This window comes from Bacteroides oleiciplenus YIT 12058, assembly GCF_000315485.1.
Lineage (GTDB): Bacteria > Bacteroidota > Bacteroidia > Bacteroidales > Bacteroidaceae > Bacteroides > Bacteroides oleiciplenus.
Genome location: NZ_JH992946.1, coordinates 134,768 through 158,412, shown reverse-complemented (window position 1 = coordinate 158,412; position 23,645 = coordinate 134,768). Strand labels below are relative to the sequence as shown.

Below are 23,645 nucleotides of genomic sequence, written 5' to 3'. Positions count from 1 at the left end.
GATTATCTTTAAAGAAAAGAGAAAAGATAATTGACGGATTTACCCGTTTATAGTTTTATAATCAGTTCTTTGCAACCGGAACGCTCAGCATTTCCTTGTATTTTGCAGGATCGTTCAACACCTTCACGGCTTCATTCAAATCATTATCATCCTTCAACTGCTGGATGATGCCGCCGCGTTGGAAATAATAACGCTTGATGATGTCCTGTGCAATCATGTTCTTGATGTCCTTTGAGAAGTAATCAAGGTCGCGATCCAGATTATGGGTGAGTTTCTGTTCAAGTGCCTTGAACTCTTCGGAAGCATCCGTCAGGTATCCTTCGAATTCGGCCATTTCTTTCAGGTTCTTCAGAATCTTCTCACTCTGCTGGTCATATTTGAAGTCGGCTTTCTTCACCATCTCCTTGAATTCGGCATAATCAGCATCAGTTACCTCAAAGTTCTCAGGAGAAGCAATTGTGGGATGTTTCTGGCAATATTGCGTTGCATAATTGAATATCAGATTATCATTGACCAGATAGAACAAGATATTCGGCAGTTTTTCCTGCTCCACTACCACATCCGGTGTCACACCTCCACCATCACGCACTTCACGTCCGACAGCTGTATGGAATACGGTGGTCAGACTATCGGGAATACGTCCTACACTACCGTCAGGATTCCGGTGTTTATAGTCTATCGCCTGTACACAACGTCCGCTGGGAATATAATACTTAGAAGTGGTCACCTTCATCGTACCGCCGTAAGGCAACGTGCGAGGCACCTGTACGAGACCTTTTCCGAAAGTACGGTTACCTACGATCAACGCCCGGTCATAATCCTGCAAAGCACCTGCAAGGATTTCAGAGGCAGAAGCTGTATTACTATTCACCAACACAGCCAGAGGGATATCCGTATCCAAAGGTTCGCGTAACGTCTTGTAGCTATTGCTAGCCTGTTTAATCTTGCCTTTTGTCGTTACAATCATCTTGCCACGGGGCAGGAAGTAATTAGCTATCTCCACCGCTTCTTCCAACAATCCACCTGTATTATTACGCAAGTCAATAATCAACGAGGTAATGCCCTGTTTCTTCAAATCCAGAAAAGCCTTTTTGAACTCCTTGGAAGGATTGCCGGAGAAAGTGCTCAAACTGATATAACCTACATTATTATCCAACTTTCCATAATAAGGAATGAACGGCAACTGGATACTCTTACGAACAACCGTAAATTCCAAAGGTTTCGTTTCGCCGGGGCGCTCTACTTTCAATTGAAAGCTCGTACCTACCTGACCGCGCAGCATTTTACTCACGTCCGTATTTCCGGCCAGGTCTTTCCCATCTATCTCAAGCAAAATATCGCCGGCTTTCAGTCCTACTTCCGCAGCAGGCATATTCTCATAAGGTTCTACAACCACCGTACGTTTCAATTTCGGCTCATAACGAATGATAGAACCTATACCGCCATAAGAACCCTTCAGCATCTGCTCCAGTTCGCTCCGATCTTCTTCAGGATAATATTCTGTATAAGGATCCAGTGAATAAAGCATTGCATCGATACCCTCACGTATCGTCTTATTCGGATCCAGCGTATCCACATAGAACATATCCAGTTCCTTCACAATGGAATTGAATACATCCAAGTTCTTTGCAATCTGGAAATTGCGGTTATCACCACTCTTGAAACTAAAAAAGACAACCGCACCTACCACCAGAACCGAGGCAGTTATCCAGCGCACTTTCAGAAATCTCTTCATATCTTATTTATTATAATTCACTGATTTTCGTTTTAATGTCTTCCCACCACTCGGCCGGCATCTCAGCACCAATCACCCGGATGATGTTCCCTGATAAAATAGAACCGGTCTTACCACATTTCTCCAATGAGTGTCCGCAAGTCAGTCCGTATAAGAATCCGGCGGCAAAATAATCGCCTGCACCGGTTGTGTCTATCACTCTATCCACTACAACAGCATCCACATGCACTTCTTCCGTACCCTTACGGATGAGTGAACCCTTGGCTCCCATCTTCACAATGGCTATGCTGCACATTTTGGCAATGATGCCCAGTGCTTCCTGCGGCTCCTTACCGGTAAATGCCTTTGCCTCTTCTTCATTGGCAAACACAATATCCACATACTTGTTTATCAATAAAGAGAAGAATTCATGGTCTTGCTCCACGATATTATAACTTGCCATATCCAGGCAAACCTGCAATCCGGCTTCCTTGGCCAACTCTATGGCACGAAGTATCATGTCGTGGTCCTGCACCAGATAACCTTCAATGAACAAATAAGTGTACCCCTTGAACATCTCTCTCGAAAGCTCTTCGGCCTTCAATGTGGCGGCAGCACCCAGATAAGTACCGAACGTACGTTCTCCATCAGGTGATATAAAAGTAGAAGCTACCCCCGAAGGCAGTTCGGTTGAAACTAACAGATTCGCTTCTGTTCCCCGTTCCAGTAAGCTCTCCCTATAAAACTTTCCGTAAGTGTCGTTGCTGACTTTACCGATGAAACCTGTTCCTGCACCCAAGCATGCCAGCCCACGTATAGCATTACCGGCAGACCCACCGGTTGCAAGCTGAGTCTCCATCTGGCTGAAACATTCATTAATTATCTGCAGTTTATTCTCATCAATCAGAGTCATGCTTCCCTTGGGCAAATCCATTTCCTTTAGAAGATGGTCATCGTTTAGAGTAGCAAGAACATCAACAAGGGCGTTGCCCATACCAATTATTTTGTCCATTTCGATATTTTTTTTGCAAAGATATTGCATATTTCAAAATATCCTATTACTTTTGCACCGCATTTGAGAAAAAACAACATTCTTCCTTAGCTCAGTCGGTTAGAGCATCTGACTGTTAATCAGAGGGTCCTTGGTTCAAGTCCAAGAGGAAGAGCGAAAGAAAATCAGATGCATATTCTTCCTTAGCTCAGTCGGTTAGAGCATCTGACTGTTAATCAGAGGGTCCTTGGTTCAAGTCCAAGAGGAAGAGCAAAAAGGTTCGTCATTGCGGCGAACCTTTTTTGTTTTCTATAAAAACCACTTCATTTATTGCCGCACTTTTTAAGGAAAGCCAGAGGAAAGTGAGGACGTTTAGTATTATTTAACTATCCGCCACAGCTAAGGTCAGCACACTGATGCGTATTCCGGCCACCTCACAGAAAACATCGGCACAGGCGGTAGTCGTGGAACCGGTAGTCAGCACATCGTCTATTATCAATACGTGCTTTCCCTTGAAGCACTCCGGATGGTGCAGCCGGAAGATGCCGTCTACATTCTCCCAACGCTCATAAACCGACTTACGTGTTTGTGTATCCGTATGCTTTTCTCTCACCACTGAAGAAACATCTACAGGTATTCCAACAACCTGAGATACTCCGCGGGCAATCCATTCACTTTGATTATATCCGCGAGCTCTTCGTTTGCGAGGATGCAAAGGGACGGGGATGATGACATCAATATCCTTAAAAAAGTCTGTAGACGACAATTCTGCTGCCATGAAGCGTCCCATAGTTGCGCCTAATTCTTTCCGGCCACCGTATTTGAATTGATGCAAAATCCTGCGGAAGTCACTCCCCTTGCGGTAGAAGAAATAGGAAGTGGCACGTTCTAAAGGAATTTTCCCCCAGAACATACGTTCTATAAGATTATCTTTTTCTTTATGATAGTTAGTGCGAGGCATGTCCATATTGCACCGGGTGCAGATAGCTTCTTCACCTTCTGCAAGTGGCGCTCCGCAAACAACGCAGCAACGCGGAAAGAAAAGATGAACGAAGGGTAATAACCAGAATTTAAGTATGTTTTCCATAATAAGAGGATTATTCTATTTCTTAATTTTATTCAGCCACCTTCTCACATCCCCAGCGGAGGTACTTCCTGTATAAGCCCCTGGAATACCGGATGCAAGTGCCCGTTTGTAGCGATAATATGGTGGCCTTCCATAAAATTCTCATTTCCGTAGAAATCTGTCACCCTACCACCGGATTCCAGCACCAACAAAGCAGCAGCAGAATAATCCCACTTGCCAATGAAGGCTTCCGCCCAGGCATCAAACCGCCCGGCAGCCACATAACAAATCGCTAGGGCAGCAGAACCGGTCATGCGTATACCACCCACTTTACCATATAAATTATGTATCAGATGTTCTCCCGTACGGGCATATTGACGGGAATTATAAGGCAGTTCAACTACCAGAAAGGCATCTTCCAGTTGTTGCACATCGGAAACCCGCATTCGCTGGCCATCCACATAAGCGCCGCCACCTTTCCAGCCATAGAAACACTCGTCACGACAGGGATCATAAACCACTCCCACCAATAGCTCTTCTTTGGAGCGAAGACCTATACACACACAGTAAGGTGCATTATCATGAATGTAATTCGTCGTTCCGTCCAGCGGGTCCACCACCCAGCAATAGGGTTCGTCCCGATACACCGCAGAACCTTCTTCCGTAATAAAACCGGCCTCGGGCAACAAAACGGAGAGCTCAGCTACAATCTGTTTCTCCGACTCTTTATCCACATAAGACACGTAGTCGTGCGCTTGTTTCTTCTCTACGCTTTCACTGCGGAACGTTTTCCTTTCTTCTTTCAGGAAACTTCCCGCATCCATAGCGATGCGGCACACTTCCGCCGTAAGTGATGCTAAATCCATATTCGTTATTTTTTCTTCGTTATTCTATTATCTCCCGCGCAATCCAGGCACAAGCCTCAGCATCTGCCAATGCATGGTGATGTTGCTCCAACTCATAACCGAAATAAGCGGCTACCGTATGCAGTTGATAGTTTGGTAAGCCTTTCACCCGCCTGCGTGCCGTACTCAACGTACAATGAAATTCATAGTCAGGATAATCCAGACTATAAGTCTTGAAAACCGCCTTGAGACAACTTTCATCAAAACCTTTATTGTGGGCTATGAGCGGAAGCCCTTCGATAAGCGGTGCAATTTCTTTCCACACGTCCGGAAATATCGGTGCTTCTGCCGTATCCGCCATCGTCAACCCATGTACACGAGTATTCCAATAGCTATAATATTCCGGTTCAGGACGAATCAGACTATAATAACTATCTACAAACTCCCCCTCCCGAACAATCACAACACCCACACTGCACACACTGGTGCGTTGTTCGTTGGCAGTTTCAAAGTCTATGGCAGCAAAATCTTCCATTCTTATAATATCAAAATCTATTGGACATCCTCTGCCTGCTGATAAATCAGATTTCCTCTCTGGCTGATCGTCCATTTACCATTTTCCATACGGACATTCTTTGTGTCATCATCTTCTACATTCCAGGCGTAACCTCCGGCAGGCAATGAGCGGCGGTCCAGGATATCATTGGGACGCTCATCAGAGAAAAACAATTCCACCTGCAAAGAATCGGGCGCAAAAACAATATATGCCGACTTTTCCTTATCCGCCACATCTTCCATGCGGACTCCTTTCTCCCAAAGGCGAATGCAGTCTTTTTGCACTTCACTCCACGTATATCCGGCGGAAGCAATGCAGCCATGCTCGTCTTTATCATTACCTACGGCATTACTTTCAGCCTTTTTATTTTTGGTATTACCACATGCTGTGAGTGCGACACTCGCACCCATTAAGAGCAATAAACAGATGTATCCTGCTTTCATAAGAATCATTCATTAATATTTCGTACGCCAAAAGTACAAATAAAGCCGAAAACTTCTCCATCTGCTTCACTCTTTTATTTTCCAGTCTACAACATGGACAGGCTGAACCTTACAAGATAACATACCGAACCTGATATGCTTAAATATGCACAAACTGTTGGATATGTCATTTCTTTTTCTTAATATTACAACCTCATAATAATATCCGCTAATATATTATTTCTAATAAATAATCAGTGCATAGCTCTCAGAATAAACCTCTCATCACACAAGCACCGCTTATCAGACAGAAAATTAAAGTTAACCCTATAATACGAAAGGACATGAGAGTTCTATTATTCCTGTCAGGCAGTATTTTTACACTGGGCCTCCATGCACAGGCGTTAAGCACTGCCTCCAATATACCCAGAAGTGGCGATCAGCTCATTAAACATGTAGTCACCACTTGTGAACCCGGCGATACAGGTTCCGAACAAATCTGGGATTTCAGCAACCTAAAACTCCAGGATGCAAGTTATGAGTTAAAGTACACGACACAGGGTTCTGACAGCATTGTCGCCACAGAACATCGTACGATGTATTATTACCTTCTATCCGGAGATAGCCTTTTCTGCCTGGGATATGAAAACCCCACAACTTCCATCACCTATCAAAAACCGGAACTGCTTCTGTCTTTCCCTGTTTTACAAGACCGGACAGTCAGCGATTACTACGATGGAGAGGGCAATTATTGTGGACACTTGCACATCCGTCAACGTGGTAAAAGCACCATCACAGCCGATGCATCCGGTGATTTAATACTACCTGAAAGCGATACCCTACACAAAGTTCTTCGCATCCGTACACACAAGCTGATTCATCAGAGAATGACCCCGAAAGAAAACGCATCAGCTTCGTTACAGCCGGACACCCTTCCTTATACCCTAAACCGTGACAGCATCGAGTATTTATTGGCTAACGACTCTATCCACTTGGAAACTGAGACATGGCGTTGGTATGCTCATGGCTACCGTTATCCAGTAGTAGAAACAGTCAAAAGTACTGTTTACCAATACGGCAATCCACATGAGCATTTCTCCACTTCTTTTATCTATCTGCCGGAAGAACAATATTATGACTTGCCCTATGACGCCAACAATCAGAAGAGGCGCGACATAGCAACCGAGGAACAAGTCGAACGTGAATGGAGAAATACAGTCAAAACCGGAAAAAAAGGAAGAAACGATGAGAGTATCAGCTATAACTATGAATTAGAAAGTGGTGGTGACTTGCAGGTCAGCTATGAACTGAAACAGCCGGAAAAAGTCACAATTTCTCTTTTCAACTTGCAAGGGCAACAACTGACAATAATACAACGCACAAGCCCCAAGACAGGTCTATATAGCGAAACAATTCCAATGAACAGCTATCCGGCAGGAAAATATCTGCTCCGGATAACAACCGAAAAAAGAGTTTACGCTGAGAAAATACTAAAGAAATAGTCAAACTAATCATAATCATCACTATGAAAAAGATTTTATCGACTCTATTTATATTAACATTATTCCTGCCTATCTATGCCCAGAGTCAGGACAGTATACCTATTCCCAGTCCCCTTCCGTTGAACAGTTCGGACAACTCTCCGTATGTCGTACCCCGTACAATATCAGATAAAACAGTACTTCCATCTCCCGAAGCTGCTCAAATGAACCGTTACGTGGACTATCCCGTTTCACGGAATACAGGGACTGCTGATGTGCATATCCCTTTATACGATTTATACCTAAAAGATATTCCTTTTTCGATATCCATGTCATACCATACTTCCGGGTGCAAAGTAGACGATATTCCCGGAGTGCTTGGATTGGGATGGACCTTGAATGCAGGCGGATGCATCTCCAGAGTGATTCACGGACAACCGGATGAATCGCTCCCATTTCAGCAGAAAACCCGTCAACAAATAGAGAATAGTGCCGATTTGAATTACCTGAAAGACATCGTTCACTTGCAGAAAGAAGCAAATCCTGACCGATATTACTATAACTTCGAAGGATATTCGGGAAGTTTTACATGCACTCCTAACGGGACGATTACACAATTACCTCCGACTAGTCTGAAAATAGAAAGCATAAATAAGACCTCCAACGGTATTTATAATTTTCTGATAACGACTCCTTCCGGTTGTACCTATTATTTCACAGAGCGCGAACAGGTAAGTTATGAATACTTTCCAACCATTATTGACAATCTCTACCACAGCCCTAATTACAATACGGTATCATGCTGGCATCTCTCAAAAATAGTATCTCCATACCGCACAGACAGCATTTCACTAACGTACACGACCATCCCTTCGTGGCAACGTTCTGAGTCATCCAATAGTCTATCCACCTCTTTCGTAACCACTACCAACGGGGCTACCGGAACCAGTAGTCAGCAACCAAATGCAGTTGCAGCCATACATAGAACCACATTTTCTAATCAACGAGCATTATCCCAGATAAAATGCCGGACTGCTACTATAAACTTCACTTCTTCTACCATATCAGGTACCCGCAAAGCCGGAACTCCCAACATACGTATGGCTAAAATTGAAATCAAAAATACGCTTGGAAATACTGTACGCACCATCACGTTTGATAACGACAAACTATTTGGAGATAAACGTTTACGCATGGAAGGTGTCAGTATTTCATCCGGAACCAAACTGCTTGACAAACGTACTTTTGCTTATTACGACCAAAGTAACAGTAACAACAATGATAAAAAAGATTTCTTCGGATATAGTAACTCCAGAATCACCACGACTTTATCCCACAACAGTATTCTTAATTATTCAGGAGAACTTTCCGGCAACCGAAGTTACCATTTTGAAAGCGCCCGCACATATGCTTTAAAAAGTATTCAGGAACCCACAGGGGCCACCACTACATATACATATGAAGCCAATCGCTGCTATCTTTTCCGCTCTCCTGTAAACATAGGTTTACGCATTCAAAGCATATCTGTAGCTGACCCGGTGAGCGGGAAAAATAAGACGCACGAATTCACATATGAGAATGAAGCCTGCACCATCAACTTCGATGACATTGGTACAACAGCTTTCATTTCCTTGTCTGGAGTCCGCGCCTCTTACATAGGATCTCCTACCAGCATCAGCAGTGGAAGCGTTCGTACCACTTCCTGCCGCATTCCGGGTCATCGTGCCGAGAGTGCCATTATATATTATGGTAAAGTGACCGAAACAGTATCCGGGAGTGATGTTTTACAAAGAATGAAGACTGTATATGAATATGATACTTCCAATTGCCTGCATCCTTTCAAAGGTGCAGGTATATCTTCCAACCCCTCACTTGACCCCGACAATGCCCGTTATCTGGGTACCAAAATATACTATCCTAATTTAAGTCAGGAAACATTCAAAGAGATGAACCGCATTTATGGTCCACAATTCGTAGGTGGCTATTTTCAGGAAACCTGTTGGGAAAAGGCTCCACTCATCCACCGTACCATATATAAATATACAGCTTCGGGCTATGAACCCATAGAAGAAGAAATCAACCGATATTCTCTTGAACGTACAGGAACCGTACAAACAGGACTTTATGTAGAAAGCATTCTGCGCACCATAGATGCGTCAGGAATAAACAAAGAAGATTTCCAGAGTATATCCGACTTTAATTTCTTTGAAACAGAAACTGTCTGCGGACGCTTATTCAAGGATACAACGATTACCATCAGACATTATCCAAACTCCGTCTCACACCAGGAGATTACTTCATATACCTATAACCGCTCCCGAGTGTACCTCAACCCGGCACACTTATTACCTCCTCCGTTAAGAGTTATACTTCCAGGATTCACGGAAGACAGTACACAATTGGCTGACCACGGTTTACTGCAATCCATCAAAACAGTTTGTGGTAACCAGACATTTGAACATTATTATTGTTATTCGTCCAATATAACAAGCGGTTTACTGCAAAGGATAGCTAATAGCGGAAACATCAATCTTCCTGTTATGGAAAAATGGGTTATAAATACGAAAGATACTATTCTATTAAGCTGGAAATATACCGATTTCGGGAAAGGAAATATACGCCCTTCACGTAAGATTCTGTCATGGAACAGAAAAGAGACAGCCTCACAAACCTTAGCAAATTATTTACTTGAATTTCCACAGGAAATCCGATTGAATGACCTTACTCCCACTGCCTACATTTGGGATTTATCCTGCAATTCTCCTGTTGCCGTAGTTAGTGGTGCTTCCTACCTTGACACACAGACGCCACTAGCCTTTGCTTCCGGACCTCCATTGCAGCCTGGAGTGTGGGTAAGACCGCCTTGGGCTCTGATTACGCAATACGAATACGAACCGCTCGTTGGCTGTACAAAAGTAACCGCACCCAACGGGGAAGAAACCAACTATCAATATCAGGGAGGTAAACTCAGCCGAATAACGGATCACTTAAAAAAGACTGTGTCAGAATTCGCTTACACCCTGCGTGCAGAAGGAGCAGCTGAGAATAGCATTACCACCAAGAACTACCTGTATGGGACAATGAACTATCTGGAACAGACCCAATACTACGACGGATTGGGAGAGCCGATACAATTACTGGAGAAACAAATCACCCCTCTTCAGAATAACCTGCTCCACGTTTTTGAATATGATTGTCTGGGACGTGAGACGCGTAGTTGGTTACCTATCCCAACCGCAGCAAATGGGCGTGCCACTAATTATGCCAATCTTTCTGCAAATTATTATGGCGATTCATACGCCTACACGGAAAGTACCTATGAAGCAGCACCTATAGAACAGTTGTTAAAGAAAACGCCTCCCGGGAGTGATTTCCGGGCACACCCGGTTACTTACGAATACCTGGCTAATAAACCACAGATACCGGTCTTAAATTGCAACCGTTATGAAGCTGTAAACAGCGAGCAATTCCGTTGTACCGGCACTTACCCGGCAGGAGAACTGGAAGTAACATTAACTACGGATGAAGACGGACACAAACAATATACATTCACCGACTTCCGGGGAAACATCGTCTTGGTGCGGCAAGTTAATAACGGAGAATTTCACGATACTTATACCGTGCATGACGCGCTCGGCGATCCTCTGCTAGTGCTTCCACCGATGGCTTCCGCCGCACTTGGCAGCAGTGGCACATGGAGTATCCGAAACAACGACATCTTGCAGAAGTACGCTTACTACTATCGTTACGATGCCCGCCATTTATGCATCGAAAAGAAACTTCCCGGAGCGCAACCAGTCTATTATGTATATGACAAGACAGGACGTCTCATGTTCTCACAGGATGGCAACCAGCATACCACAGGAGAATGGACATTCTATCTTTACGACAAATTCCAACGACTGACAGTACAAGGCATATGCAAAAACACCAATACCGCCTCAGCTGTTTCAGTCATCATCAATTGCGAACGCAGTAATACTAACACAGGTTTAGAGAATAGTGGATATAGCTCTACATTTTCACTGACCTCGCCCGAAGTACATCTAGTAAACTACTACGATGATTATGAGTTCAAAGTGCTGTCCGGATTCAATAACAGCAAATTTACCACTGCTTTCTCAACTGCTAACCAAGGATATGTCAAGGGATATCCGGCAGGCAGTATCACAAAAGTGCCGGGAAGCAATACCAAACTTTATTCGGTTAATTTCTATGATATCAAAGGGCAGATTATCCGAAGCTTGTCAAGTAATCACCTGGATGGATACGAAACTGTGGAGAACACTTATACTTTTACGGGAAAACCCAAGACAGTGAACCATGTTCATACCACTAATGAGAGTAATGCCAATAAAAAAACTGTAGAAGAGAATTACACTTATAATTATGATCATGCCGAACGTATCACATCGGTAATTTATAAACTGGGAAACAATACCGTAACACTGGCAACAAACACCTACGACGAACTTGGAAGATTGAAAAGCAAGTCACATCACGGATCTAATGCCAACAGTATTACGTATGATTACAACATACGGGGATGGACAAAAAAAATAGAAAGCTCGAAATTCATCCAGAAGTTATATTATACGGACGGGAGCGGTACTCCATGCTACAATGGTAATATCAGCAGTATGACCTGGAAAGCAGATACCGAAACCATACGGGGATATAAGTTCACCTACGATCATCTAAACCGCATGCTGAATGCCGGTTATGGAGAGGGAAATGATTTATCGGCTAACACAGAACGTTTCTCCGAGATTATCACCGGATATGACAGGAATGGAAACATCTTGGGACTGAAACGTAATGGAAAGAGTTCATCTTCCGCCTACGGGATGATTGATAACCTGACTCTGACATATGACGGTAATCAACTAAAAAATGTTACTGATGCCGCAACAGATCCTCTCTACAACGGCGTGTTCAACTTTGTAGACGAGAACAAGGGAAGCGGAACAGAATATTTCTATGATTCCAACGGAAATATGCAGCAAGATTATAACAAGAAAATTAGTAAAATCCAATATAATCTTTTAAATTTGCCTACAACACTGCAATTTACCAATGGAAACCGGAAGGACTATACCTATAGTGCGGACGGAAAGAAACTGAAAGTCGTACACAAGACGGCAATCGCCAATATATCCGTCCCCATGGGGCAGATAAAAGAGCTTGCGGCAAGTCAGGTTTCACAAACCCATACGGTGGATTATTGTGGCAATGTGATCTATGAAAACGGAAGTCTGAGCAAGGTGCTCACAGAAGAAGGTTATGCCACTCTGGACGGGACAATTCCAACATTTTATTATTACCTGAGAGATCATCAGGGAAATAATCAAATGGTAGTACGCTTGAACGGAACGTCATGGAACACAGAACAGATGAATCATTACTATCCTTTCGGAGGGGTATTTGAAGTGAATACTGAAACTTCGGGAAAACAGCCTTATAAGTATAACGGAAAAGAACTGGATAGGATGCATGGGCTGGATTGGTATGATTATGGGGCGAGGATGATGGATGCGGCATTGGGGAGATGGCATGTGGTGGACCCATTGGCAGAAAAGTATTATTCAACTAGCCCATATACATACTGTCTGAATAGTCCAGTGAAGTATGTAGACCCTGATGGGAGGATTGTAGGCACTGCCTTAGGTGGAATTATTGGTGGCATAGCAGGTGGATATAGAGCCTATAAAGAAGGTAAAAGTTTTTGGGCAGGTGCAGCGGAAGGTGCCGTTTCAGGTGCAATAACAGGTGCTGCCGTTGATTTGGCAGTCGGAAGTGCTGTAGCAACTGGAGGGGGTTCCTTACTTGTCTTGGGAGTCGGAGCTGCTGCAGGGACTATTGGTGGTGCTGGTGGTGCCATTGTCGGAGATGTTGTTGGACAGGTTGTCGATCAACGTTCAAACAATAATATTAAGATATCTACAGAAAACTTTTCCAGTAAAGCCATAAATGGAGCAATTGCAGGTGCAGTTGGAGGAGTAGCAAGCGGTGTTGCTAGTAATCTGGGGAAAATGGTTGCTACCTCTTCTAAATCTATTCAGCAAACAATGTCTAATAATATAAATTCCACAGCAACTGTATTAGGCGAAATGGGGGCATCTGCAAAAACAACAAGTGTGATCGTTAATCAAATAACAAAAGGCATGAGTGAAGTAGGCAAAACTACAGCAAACTCAATCTGGAAAATTGATGCAGGGACTTCTACTATTACTGAATTTTCATTAAAAATAACGGAGGACAAATGGAAAAAATAATTAGATTTATTTATAAATCAGCTTTATATCTATGGCTTTTTATATGTGGCACATTTTTCATATATTATTATTTTCTATATATAGCACATAATGGTATCGTAGATATTTTTTCGTATGCTCCGACATCTGTTATAGATTTTTCTATAGATTTTAAACAACAACCAGTTACTATTAACTACTCTTATAAGGTAAATCAGAAGAAGTACTCAGGAGCACAAGAAGTCGCAGTTGAAGTTGCCGAAGAAATACAGAATACAGAAATAACCATTTTATATAATAAAACATTTCCCATGATTAGTGAAATAAAGGATATCAGTGGGAATAGCTCTAAGTTGAACGAATGTATTTGGAAAATGGGATTAACATTCATAGGTTTCCTTTTTGCTTTTCTCATTTTGAAATTTGCAGATCATGAGAAATGGATTGGAGTGTACGCACGTGGGGAATACAAGAGTAGAAAACAAGGAGAACAGAAATAGGAGAAAGTCTACATTCATGGCTCCAATGGACTACAAGCCACAGTCCCAATGAAATATTTTGTAACTCCTAAAACCAAATAATATGAGAAAATTAATTCTATTATCAGTTATGCTTTTTATATGCTTCTGTATAAAAGCCCAAAAAAACAAGCCAAATAGACAGCTTAATTAATGTAAGTTTACTCTCCTATATAAATAGGATGTTTTCGCTACGGTAATCGGTAGGGTTAGCACGCTTATTGTTTATTAAATATTAATAAATTAATAGAGGACTTATTGGAGAGCTAATATACGCTAATTCAGCTCTTCCATAACTAATTATTTTATATTATGGAATGGAGAAAAAAGATAAAAGATTATTTTAAGAATGGCAATTATGCATATTCTATTGCTTTACTGAAAAGAAATATATTAGAAAAAAATGATTTATTAGATACATTTATCAATCTAATCTATGTGTATTTGTATTCTATTGTTGAAACAGATATGTCGAAAGAAACTAAACAGGTCTATTTAAAGGATTTAAATTCTACTTTTAAGATTTTTATTGAAGATGAAGAGTATATAAACGATCCTGAGTTTTTGTTTTATACAGCTTACATAGCGTCTTCTTTTGGTGAGTTTTACTTAGATTTGACCTGTAATGATATAGAACAAATGTTTGAGAAGTCTTTCCAAATAGATTCTTTAAATTTGCTTTATATTTGGGGGTATTCTCCATATTTGAATGTAGACTATGCTAAAATGAGAAAAGAGCATGCCATAAAAATAGTAAGTAATAATAAGTATCTGGAAAATATTAAAGAAAAAGCCATTGTTGGAGATAATCTATTAGCTACCTTATGCTTTGAGGCTGGCATCAATAGTATTTAAAATAAGGTCTTCCTATTTCACTTTACAGTCAGAATATGTTTTTTTGATGTATATGTTATTACGTAAGCATAGAGAAGAAACTTCCCGGAACACAACCGGTCTATTATGCATACGGCAATATGAGATGCCTCATGCTCTCACAAGATGGAAACAGCAAGCCATGCTACAACGGCGTGTTCAACTTTGTAGACGAGAACAAGGCAAGCGGAACAGAATATCTCTATGATTCCAACGGAAATATGCAGCAAGATTATAACAAAAGAATTAGTAAAATCCAATATAATCTTTTATATTTGCCTACAACACTGCAATTTACCAATGGAAACCGGTAGGATTATACCTATAGTGCGGACGGAAAGAAACTGAAAGTCGTGCACAAGACGGCAATCGCCAATATATCCGTCCCCATGAGGCAGATAAAAGAGCTGGCGGCAAGTCAGGTTTCACAAACCCATACGGTAGATTATTGTGGCAATGTGATCTATGAAAACGGAAGTCTGAGCAAGGTGCTCACAGAAGAAGGTTATGCCACTCTGGACGGGACAATTCCAACATTTTATTATTACCTGAGAGATCATCAGGGAAATAATCGGATGGTAGTACGCTTGAATGGAACGTCATGGAACACAGAACAGATGAATCATTACTATCCTTTCGGAGGGGTATTTGAAGTGAATACTGAAACTTCGGGAAAACAATCCTATAAGTATAACGGAAAAGAACTGGATAGGATGCATGGGCTGGATTGGTATGATTATGGGGCGAGGATGATGGATGCGACATTGGGGAGATGGCATGTGGTGGACCCATTGGCAGAAAAGTATTATTCAACGAGTCCGTATGTGTATTGCGGAAATAATCCGGTGAGATATATTGACCCTACAGGTATGCTATACACAGGATATACCGTTGATAAAGATGGTTATATACAAAAAGTAAATAATGAGGGAGGTGATAAGTATGACGTGCTATATAACAAGGATAATTATTCATCTGCTAAAATAAAAGACTACGATACTTCTGGGAATAAAACTGGAATACAAATAAGTAAGGGTATTTTAAATGAACAAGCCGGAGAAAGCAGGAATATGAGTACCAAAGCAATGAAAGGTCCATATGTGGATTCAGAAGGGCATAAAACAGGGAAATCATATGCTAATCACTCCTATGAAGTTCAGGATGACAAAGAATCTTTAAACTTAATGAACTTCTTAGATAAGAATACAAATGTTGAATGGGCAAATACTTTAATGAAAAATGCACAAGGCGTTTCTATCAATTTATTATCAACTAGTCACAATGGTACCACTGTTGAGGCTGGAAGTTACCAAACGGCTAAATACACCCTAAATGGTATCCAGATTATTCGGGCTGACCATATCCATCCAACTCCGGGAGCCATTAAACCATCAGATGAAGACGGAGATAGAGGAAATGCTGCTAATATCTTAAAACATTCCCCCAATGCCATATTTAGAATATTAAATCAAGGGAAGTATTATCCTTACAATCCATGATAATGTTAAAATAAAAAGTGAACAATATGACAAAAATATCAACCTATTTATTGACAACATTGGGTACACTTTTGTTTGTATCCTGCCATTCTTATGTCGAATCTGTGAAAATCAAAACTTATAAGGCAAAGGATTATATAACAAAGGAATTGAAAGTTTATGAACCTAAAGAATTACTCTACCCCATATTGGACTCTATCATAACAAAAACTAAGGAGTGCCCAGAGTACGAGGGAACAAAAGATTGCCAATCTTTTTATTTTTCTTTGAGAAAAGAGCCTATTTATGGTTTGGAGAACAAAAAGGAATATCCTTATTTAAGTATTTCTGCCATATACTATGTTCCCCGTTTGACTTATCACCGCCGGACAAAAGCAGTTTTATATTATAAAGGATGCAATTTTTATATTAGTGGTTCTTTTATGACCCCCTTCTTATTGCAAACAGATCGAACAACTTCAATAAAATGTATTGATCCTGATAAGTATCAATTTGAGGTTCTACAAAGAGGTGACAAAGATATGTTTTGGGGTTATCTATATAAAAATAATGTTTTGCACAATATCTGCTATGGCCGTTGTGCCACACCATAAACTAAGAGCGCTTCTGTTCTGTCGAGTATCTTACATGGTAATATCGACAGCATACCCTGGGAAGCAGATACCGAAACCACCCGTGGATATAAGTTTGCCTACGACCACTTGAACCGCATGTTGAACGCCGACTATGGGGAGGGCGATAATTTATCTGCCAACGCCGGACGCTTCTCCGAGATTATCACCGGATATGACAAAAACGGAAATATCGAGGGATTGAAACGTAGTGGCAAGAGTTCGTCTACCACCTATGGGATGATTGACAATCTGACCTTGACTTATGACGGAAACCAACTGAAGAATGTTACCGATGCGGCAACCGACCCTCTCTACAACGGCGTGTTCAACTTTGTAGACGAGAACAAGGGAAGCGGAACAGAATATCTCTATGATTCCAACGGAAATATGCAGCAGGATTATAACAAGAAAATTAGTAAAATCCAATATACTCTTTTATATTTGCCTACAACACTGCAATTTACCAATGGGAACCGGAAGGACTATACCTATAGTGCGGATGGAAGGAAACTGAAAGTCGTACACAAGACGGCAATCGCCAATATATCCGTCCCCATGGGGCAGATAAAAGAGCTGGCGGCAAGTCAGGTTTCACAAACCCATACGGTAGATTATTGTGGCAATGTGATCTATGAAAACGGAAGTCTGAACAAGGTGCTCACAGAAGAAGGCTATGCCACTCTGAGCGGGACAACTCCAACATTTTATTATTACCTGAAAAACCATCAGGGAAATAATCGGATAGTAGTACGCCTGAATGGAACGTCATGGAACACAGAACAGATGAATCATTACTATCCTTTCGGAGGGGTATTTGAAGTGAATACTGAAACTTCGGGAAAACAGCCCTATAAGTATAACGGAAAAGAACTGGATAGAATGCATGGGCTGGATTGGTATGATTATGGGGCGAGGATGATGGATGCGGCATTGGGGAGATGGCATGTGGTGGATCCGTTGGCAGAAAAGTATTATTCGATTAGCCCATACGTGTATTGTGGAAATAATCCTGTTAGATATACAGATCCAGGTGGAGATTCGATTAGAGTTTATAATGAAACTCAAGCTACAGGTCATACATGGATTAGTGTGGGAGAAGGAGAAGATTTGGTTGTTTACAGTTATGGCCGATATAGTGGGACAAACAAAAGACCAGATGGAAGTTCCAACTCTTTGGCAGATGGACCTGGAGTTCTTTTAAAATTAACAGGAGAAGAAGCTAAAGCTTACAATGAGAAAAAAGCTACAAATGGAATGTCAGTATTTGTTGTAACAGACGTAGCAGATGAAGTCATAGCAACTGCAATTGATGAAAAATTTAATTCATCTACAGTAATGCCAAATACAGGAGAATATCAAGACAGTCCTTCAGCACATGTAACAAACAAATATAGTTTAACAAGTAACAATTGTACAACCATCGTTTCAGATGTTTTAAATAATAATGGTTCCAAAGTCCTGAACGGGACTATGTATCAACAAACAAGCAGCTTCGGTACATGGACAACAGTTCCTGTTCAACATAGGTTTGTAGTTCCAGCATCCATGCAAAACTATTTAATTAAAACGTCTAAGCCAGGAGGTACAGTCTATAGAACTAGATAAATTATGAAGTGGATCAGAATTGTATTTTTGATAGCATCCATTGCTTTTTTATTTATAATTGCTTATGCAATTATAAACAGTATGGTCAGTTACAAATATGAAATAGAAGAATCTTCTAATCTATATAAAATAAATATAGAGTTTGCTACAGCCTATTTAAAATCGCACATAACATGGTTATGGTATTTTTTAGGCTACGTAGTTATTAGTACTATTTTTCTACTAATCTCAGTATTCAGTAAAAAGAACAAATAGGAATAAGGCTATGTCTTCATAGTACAAAACCTTTTGAATCAAAAAATAACTCAATTACTAAAAGCTGCTAGCAAAGCCTCCAAAGCAGATTTAACAGCAGCTGGACGTGTATTAAAGAAACATGGGAATAGAGCAGGAATATGAAATATCAATATCATTGTGAAAATCACGCTTATAATAGTGAACATTCTTTTTTGCTAAAGACATGAAAGAAAATATTGATTCAGCAACAGTATATTACAATTCTGTTATCCCGTCTCTTAGTGTGGTGAAAGGAATCCCTAATCCTACATATAAACAAAGACTTTATTTGGTTTACATATGTGTTTCCCCTTTCTTTTTACTTTTTACTTTTCTTATCTGGAGGTTCACAGATCATGAGAAATGGATCAGAGTGTATGCACGTGGGGAATATAAGAATAGAAAGCAACGGGAACAAGCATAGCAAGTCAGGCTCAGAGCTAATTTTATAAAAACAAAAAAAGACCTATTTTACCTACATCCTACACCCAAAGCGCTAATACATTCATTAATAACACCTTGTGTGACATGAAAGATTAGCATGCGGGTGTAGGCAAAGCGTCTTCCTACACCGCATTTTTTCAATATATTTACTTACCATCAATATAACATTCTATTTTTCAACATTATATACATTTCACACAGGACTCACCAAATTATCTTCAAACAGCACCTTTCTACGAGTAAATTAAACTCATTCAGTGCTTTTTTCTTCAAAAATCCCGCAACATTACCATAATTCTTGCAAATAATGAAGGAATACAGCACCAAACACACCGGAAAACAAGGGATAACACAATCCTTTACAAGGATTCAAGAACAGCAACAAAGTAGATAAATGCATATTTAGCCTAATGATTTTGCTCTTTTGAACCGGACAAAATGTTCTTTTGCCTAATTGAAAACTTCGTCCCGCAATTGTGGGCTGTCCGGTGACCAACTGCGGGCTGTCCAGCCCCCATATCGAAACTGTTGGGCCCGCAATTGCGGGACAAAGTTTTCAACCAGGTAAAAGTGCAAAATCAATAGGATAAAAGCAAGTTTACACTCAACCATTAGCTCTTTTCTCTTATGCATTTAGGAAGCTATGCTTTAAAGACAAACACAAAATGAAAGGCACAGGCTTCAAAATGCCACTTATCCCCCACTACCTATTGTTATACTGCCACACATTCCGTACATTTGCAGAAACATCTATAACGTAATATGGTTTTACCTATAAAAATAGAAGATTTAATAAACTCATAAAACCTCATGGAACACCCTCTTTCACAATTCAAATACTGCCCCAAGTGTGGCTCCGTACACTTTGAAAACAACAACGAAAAGTCCAAGCGTTGTACCGACTGCGGATTTGTCTATTACTTCAACCCGTCTGCCGCCACCGTAGCACTGATAATGAACGAACAAGATGAACTGCTGGTATGCCGTCGCGCCAAAGACCCGGCTAAAGGAACACTCGATTTGCCCGGTGGTTTCATTGATATGGCGGAAACCGGAGAAGAAGGAGTAAGCCGCGAAGTGAAGGAAGAAACCGGAATGACAGTGAAAAAGGCAGAATACCTCTTTTCACTACCTAATATATATGTGTACTCCGGTTTTACTGTTCACACCCTGGATATGTTCTTCCGTTGTTCAGTAACCGACACACTGCATTATAAGGCTATGGATGACGCGGCAGATGTTTTCTTCCTGCCCCTAAAAAGCATACATACAGAAGATTTCGGACTGCGCTCCATCCGGAAAGGATTAGAAATATTCCTGAAAGAAATGAGCGAATAATTATTCACCTGACACCTATATATCCTAAAAAAGCCAAACAAGTGTAACAAATTCGACTTAAAACCCGTACTTTTGTAAAAACGCGTTGTATCATGAAGAATAAACTCTCCCGAATACTATGCACGGCGCTTTGCTGTGCACCCCTGCTCGCTACGGCACAGACTAGCGAGAAAATCACTTCCCCCCAACGGCTCTATAAGGAAGGACACTCACTGTTTCAACAAAAAGCATATGCAGCCGCTATCCCGCCGCTGCAAGCATTCGTACGCCAGATGGATGCAGAAGGCAAACCACTGCCCGCCGCAGGCGAACGGATGGAAGCGGAATACATGCTGGTATGCGCCGCCTATGAATTAAAAGACTCCAAAAGCATAGGCAAGTTGCAGGCTTATCTGGAAGAATATCCCGATACGCCATATGCCAACCGCATTTATGCACTGATGGCCTCCGTATATTTCTTTGAGGGAAACTATGATGCAGCCATGGCAATGTTCAATGCCACCCGCCTCGACCTGCTGGCCAACAAAGAACGTGACGATATGACGTATCGTCTTGCCACCTGCTACCTGAAAACAGGAAATGTGAAGGAAGCCGCCATATGGTTTGAAACACTTCGCAGCACCAGCAAGAAGTATGCGGCAGATTGTACCTATTATATTTCTTATATCCGCTATACACAGCAACGGTATGATGATGCCCTGAGCGGATTCCTGTCTTTACAGGACAATGCGAAGTATAAAGCGCTGGCACCTTATTATATAGCGGAAATCTACCTCATCAAGAAGAATTATGATAAAGCGGAAATCGTGGCACAAAATTATCTTTCCGCTTATCCGAATAATGAATATACGGCCGAGATGTATCGCGTCCTTGGTGATGCGGACTATCACTTCGGAAAGTATCACGAAGCAATGCAGGCTTTCGAAAAATATCTGGAAAGTAACCAAGAAGAGGCTGCCCGCCGGGATGCGCTCTACATGCTGGGACTTTCATACTATCACTGTGGCGTATTCTCCAAAGCCGCCACCACCCTCGGCAAAGTAACCACCGAAAGCGATGCGCTTTCACAGAATGCTTATCTCCATATGGGTTTGTCCTATCTGCAAATGTCGGATAAGAACAAGGCACGCATGGCATTTGAACAGGCTGCCGCCTCTAATGCAGATATGCAAATCAAGGAACAAGCCGCTTACAACTACGCTCTCTGTATTCACGAAACCTCCTACTCCGCCTTTGGCGAGTCTGTTACCGTTTTCGAGAAGTTCCTCAACGAGTTCCCGAGTTCCCAATATGTAGATAAAGTAAGCAGCTATCTGGTAGAGGTATATATGAATACCCGCAGTTACGAAGCCGCCCTGAAATCCATTGAACGTATCGCACATCCGGGTGCAGCCATTCTCGAAGCGAAACAGAAAATTCTGTTCCACCTCGGCACACAGTCCTTTGCAAATGCACAGTTCCAGGAGGCTATCGGTTACTTCAACCAGTCAGTGGTTTTAGGACAGTACAATCTGCAAACGAAAGCTGATGCCATCTACTGGCGAGGTGAGTCTTACTACCGCCTGAACCGAATGCAGGAAGCTGCTGCCAACTTCAGCGAATACCTGAACCTCACTCCGGACAGAAATACCGAAACATATGCACTGGCATACTACAATCTGGCATATATCGCGTTCCACCAGAAAGATTACTCTCTTGCCCAGAACCGTTTCCTGAAATTCACACAACTGGAAAAGGGAGAAAACGCCACTGCGCTTGCAGATGCTTATAACCGCATAGGTGACTGCTACCTGCACATACGTCGCTTCGACGAGGCAAAACAGTATTATGCTAAAGCTGAAAACATGGGAACCCCTGCGGGTGATTATTCTTTCTACCAACTGGCTTTGGTGGCCGGATTGCAGAAAGATTATGATGGCAAAGTAGCTTTGCTCAACCGTCTGGCAAGCAAATACCCCACTTCGCCTTATGCAGTGAATGCCCTTTACGAAAAAGGCCGGTCATACGTGCAGACCAACAACAGCCGCCAGGCAATTGCAACATTCAAAGAATTGCTGGATAAATATCCGGAAAGCCCGGTCAGCCGTAAAGCTGCTGCCGAAATCGGTTTGCTCTACTACCAGAATGATGAGTACGACCGTGCCATAGATGCTTATAAACATGTCGTAACTCAATATCCGGGTAGTGAAGAAGCCCGCCTCGCCATGCGCGACCTGAAATCTATCTATGTAGATGCCAACCGCGTAGACGAATTTGCCGCCCTGGCCGCCCAAGTACCGGGAGAAATCCGCTTCGATGCCAGCGAACAAGACTCACTGACTTATATCGCTGCCGAAAAGGTATATATGAAAGGGGACATCGCACCTGCCAAAGCAAGCTTCGAACGCTATCTGCAAAGCTTCCCCAACGGTGCATTCAGCTTGAACGCGCATTTCTACCTTTGCACTATCGGCAAAGAGCAGAAAGATGAAGCCGCCGTACTGGAGCATGCCGGCAAGTTGCTGGAATATCCCGACAATCCTTATTCACAGGAAGCACTTATTGCACGGGCAGAAATCCTGTTCAACCGCAAGCAATTTGACCAGGCGCTTGCCGACTACAAACAGTTGAAAGCCAAAGCCACCACTGCCGAACGCCGCCAACTGGCAGCAACCGGAATGTTGCGCAGTGCCGCCCTGATGCAGGATGATGTAGAAACAATTGCTGCCGCCACCGACTTACTCGCTGAAGCCAAGCTGGCACCGGAACTGCATAACGAAGCACTCTATTTCCGTGCCAAAGCCTACCTGAACCAGCGTGCCGACAAGAAGGCAATGAACGACCTCCAGGCATTGGCAAAGGATACACGCACGCTCTATGGAGCCGAAGCCAAATATCTGGTTGCCCAGCAACTGTATGATGCGAAAGAATATCCTGCTGCCGAAAAAGAAATACTCAACTTCATTGAGCAGAGTACACCGCATGCATACTGGCTGGCACGTAGCTTCATCCTCTTATCAGATGTTTATGTTGCCATGGATAAGAAACTGGATGCTCGCCAATATTTGTTGAGCCTGCAACAAAATTACCAGGCTGATGATAACATCGAGCAGATGATTAATGAGAGATTGGAGAAACTGAAATGAGAAAAGTAGGTTAGTAGTAAGTAG

16 protein-coding genes and 2 tRNA genes are annotated in these 23,645 nt (G+C 42.0%); 12 read left to right on the top strand and 6 right to left on the bottom strand.

Features of this window, described 5'->3' with window-relative positions; translation table 11 throughout:
* Positions 1 to 61: 61 nt before the first annotated feature.
* Complete coding sequence (locus tag HMPREF9447_RS25140) at positions 62 to 1,735, bottom strand: S41 family peptidase (protein WP_009132477.1); 1,674 nt, start codon at positions 1,733 to 1,735, stop codon at positions 62 to 64.
* A 10-nt stretch (positions 1,736 to 1,745) separates the two neighbouring features.
* Complete coding sequence (locus HMPREF9447_RS25135; RefSeq protein WP_009132476.1) at positions 1,746 to 2,726, bottom strand: adenosine kinase; 981 nt, start codon at positions 2,724 to 2,726, stop codon at positions 1,746 to 1,748.
* Between the two features lie 80 nt (positions 2,727 to 2,806).
* Here HMPREF9447_RS25135 and HMPREF9447_RS25130 point away from each other — a divergent pair.
* Both HMPREF9447_RS25130 and HMPREF9447_RS25125 read left to right on the top strand, forming a co-directional pair.
* Positions 2,807 to 2,880, top strand: a tRNA-Asn gene (locus HMPREF9447_RS25130).
* A 22-nt stretch (positions 2,881 to 2,902) separates the two neighbouring features.
* Positions 2,903 to 2,976: transfer RNA gene (locus HMPREF9447_RS25125), tRNA-Asn, on the top strand.
* Between the two features lie 111 nt (positions 2,977 to 3,087).
* Here HMPREF9447_RS25125 and HMPREF9447_RS25120 read toward each other — a convergent pair.
* The 4 genes from HMPREF9447_RS25120 to HMPREF9447_RS25105 are packed head-to-tail and all read right to left on the bottom strand — an operon-like array spanning position 3,088 to position 5,615.
* A complete protein-coding gene (locus tag HMPREF9447_RS25120) occupies positions 3,088 to 3,792 on the bottom strand; it encodes a ComF family protein (protein ID WP_009132475.1) in 705 nt (234 codons plus the stop codon).
* 44 nt (positions 3,793 to 3,836) lie between these two features.
* Complete coding sequence (locus HMPREF9447_RS25115) at positions 3,837 to 4,637, bottom strand: inositol monophosphatase family protein (protein WP_009132474.1); 801 nt, start codon at positions 4,635 to 4,637, stop codon at positions 3,837 to 3,839.
* 19 nt (positions 4,638 to 4,656) lie between these two features.
* The gene (locus tag HMPREF9447_RS25110; RefSeq protein ID WP_044138690.1) at positions 4,657 to 5,151 is read right to left on the bottom strand and encodes a 3'-5' exonuclease; all 495 of its coding nucleotides are present in this window, start codon (positions 5,149 to 5,151) and stop codon (positions 4,657 to 4,659) included.
* Between the two features lie 17 nt (positions 5,152 to 5,168).
* Positions 5,169 to 5,615, bottom strand: a complete 447-nt coding sequence (locus tag HMPREF9447_RS25105) for a hypothetical protein (protein ID WP_009132472.1) — start codon at positions 5,613 to 5,615, stop codon at positions 5,169 to 5,171.
* 323 nt (positions 5,616 to 5,938) lie between these two features.
* Here HMPREF9447_RS25105 and HMPREF9447_RS25100 point away from each other — a divergent pair, with 323 nt between their 5' ends.
* The 10 genes from HMPREF9447_RS25100 to HMPREF9447_RS25050 all read left to right on the top strand — a co-directional run bounded on the left by HMPREF9447_RS25100 (position 5,939) and on the right by HMPREF9447_RS25050 (position 23,621).
* Complete coding sequence (locus tag HMPREF9447_RS25100) at positions 5,939 to 7,096, top strand: T9SS type A sorting domain-containing protein (RefSeq protein ID WP_009132471.1); 1,158 nt, start codon at positions 5,939 to 5,941, stop codon at positions 7,094 to 7,096.
* Between the two features lie 23 nt (positions 7,097 to 7,119).
* A complete protein-coding gene (locus tag HMPREF9447_RS29225) occupies positions 7,120 to 13,350 on the top strand; it encodes a DUF6443 domain-containing protein (RefSeq protein WP_009132470.1) in 6,231 nt (2,076 codons plus the stop codon).
* On the top strand, positions 13,338 to 13,829 hold the full coding sequence (locus HMPREF9447_RS27525) for a hypothetical protein (RefSeq protein WP_009132469.1): 492 nt from the start codon (positions 13,338 to 13,340) through the stop codon (positions 13,827 to 13,829). The genes HMPREF9447_RS29225 and HMPREF9447_RS27525 overlap by 13 nt, the downstream gene beginning before the upstream one ends.
* A gap of 330 nt (positions 13,830 to 14,159) precedes the next feature.
* Positions 14,160 to 14,702, top strand: a complete 543-nt coding sequence (locus HMPREF9447_RS25085; RefSeq protein WP_009132468.1) for a hypothetical protein — start codon at positions 14,160 to 14,162, stop codon at positions 14,700 to 14,702.
* 131 nt (positions 14,703 to 14,833) lie between these two features.
* Entirely contained in the window at positions 14,834 to 15,034 is a 201-nt protein-coding gene (locus HMPREF9447_RS29220) for a hypothetical protein (RefSeq protein WP_244267669.1), read from the top strand.
* A 75-nt stretch (positions 15,035 to 15,109) separates the two neighbouring features.
* Positions 15,110 to 16,219 (top strand): RHS repeat-associated core domain-containing protein, encoded by a 1,110-nt coding sequence (locus HMPREF9447_RS29215; RefSeq protein ID WP_244267668.1) that lies wholly within the window; start codon positions 15,110 to 15,112, stop codon positions 16,217 to 16,219.
* Between the two features lie 26 nt (positions 16,220 to 16,245).
* A complete protein-coding gene (locus HMPREF9447_RS25075; RefSeq protein ID WP_009132466.1) occupies positions 16,246 to 16,812 on the top strand; it encodes a hypothetical protein in 567 nt (188 codons plus the stop codon).
* Positions 16,813 to 16,929: 117 nt separating this feature from the next.
* Positions 16,930 to 18,438 carry an RHS repeat-associated core domain-containing protein gene (locus tag HMPREF9447_RS25070; RefSeq protein ID WP_009132465.1) on the top strand — a complete coding sequence of 503 codons (1,509 nt, stop codon included), beginning with the start codon at positions 16,930 to 16,932 and terminating at the stop codon, positions 18,436 to 18,438.
* Between the two features lie 1,530 nt (positions 18,439 to 19,968).
* Positions 19,969 to 20,496 carry an NUDIX hydrolase gene (locus tag HMPREF9447_RS25055; RefSeq protein ID WP_009132461.1) on the top strand — a complete coding sequence of 176 codons (528 nt, stop codon included), beginning with the start codon at positions 19,969 to 19,971 and terminating at the stop codon, positions 20,494 to 20,496.
* A 92-nt stretch (positions 20,497 to 20,588) separates the two neighbouring features.
* The gene (locus HMPREF9447_RS25050; protein ID WP_009132460.1) at positions 20,589 to 23,621 is read left to right on the top strand and encodes a tetratricopeptide repeat protein; all 3,033 of its coding nucleotides are present in this window, start codon (positions 20,589 to 20,591) and stop codon (positions 23,619 to 23,621) included.
* Positions 23,622 to 23,645 lie beyond the last annotated feature (24 nt).

Bases quoted from the DNA above. Each gene is read 5' to 3' on its own strand.
- HMPREF9447_RS25140 (WP_009132477.1), bottom strand. From the start codon at position 1,735: ATGAAGAGATTTCTGAAAGTGCGCTGGATAACTGCCTCGGTTCTGGTG.
- HMPREF9447_RS25135 (WP_009132476.1), bottom strand. From the start codon at position 2,726: ATGGACAAAATAATTGGTATGGGCAACGCCCTTGTTGATGTTCTTGCT.
- HMPREF9447_RS25120 (WP_009132475.1), bottom strand. From the start codon at position 3,792: ATGGAAAACATACTTAAATTCTGGTTATTACCCTTCGTTCATCTTTTC.
- HMPREF9447_RS25115 (WP_009132474.1), bottom strand. From the start codon at position 4,637: ATGGATTTAGCATCACTTACGGCGGAAGTGTGCCGCATCGCTATGGAT.
- HMPREF9447_RS25110 (WP_044138690.1), bottom strand. From the start codon at position 5,151: ATGGAAGATTTTGCTGCCATAGACTTTGAAACTGCCAACGAACAACGC.
- HMPREF9447_RS25105 (WP_009132472.1), bottom strand. From the start codon at position 5,615: ATGAAAGCAGGATACATCTGTTTATTGCTCTTAATGGGTGCGAGTGTC.
- HMPREF9447_RS25100 (WP_009132471.1), top strand. From the start codon at position 5,939: ATGAGAGTTCTATTATTCCTGTCAGGCAGTATTTTTACACTGGGCCTC.
- HMPREF9447_RS29225 (WP_009132470.1), top strand. From the start codon at position 7,120: ATGAAAAAGATTTTATCGACTCTATTTATATTAACATTATTCCTGCCT.
- HMPREF9447_RS27525 (WP_009132469.1), top strand. From the start codon at position 13,338: ATGGAAAAAATAATTAGATTTATTTATAAATCAGCTTTATATCTATGG.
- HMPREF9447_RS25085 (WP_009132468.1), top strand. From the start codon at position 14,160: ATGGAATGGAGAAAAAAGATAAAAGATTATTTTAAGAATGGCAATTAT.
- HMPREF9447_RS29220 (WP_244267669.1), top strand. From the start codon at position 14,834: ATGCTCTCACAAGATGGAAACAGCAAGCCATGCTACAACGGCGTGTTC.
- HMPREF9447_RS29215 (WP_244267668.1), top strand. From the start codon at position 15,110: ATGAGGCAGATAAAAGAGCTGGCGGCAAGTCAGGTTTCACAAACCCAT.
- HMPREF9447_RS25075 (WP_009132466.1), top strand. From the start codon at position 16,246: ATGACAAAAATATCAACCTATTTATTGACAACATTGGGTACACTTTTG.
- HMPREF9447_RS25070 (WP_009132465.1), top strand. From the start codon at position 16,930: ATGTTGAACGCCGACTATGGGGAGGGCGATAATTTATCTGCCAACGCC.
- HMPREF9447_RS25055 (WP_009132461.1), top strand. From the start codon at position 19,969: ATGGAACACCCTCTTTCACAATTCAAATACTGCCCCAAGTGTGGCTCC.
- HMPREF9447_RS25050 (WP_009132460.1), top strand. From the start codon at position 20,589: ATGAAGAATAAACTCTCCCGAATACTATGCACGGCGCTTTGCTGTGCA.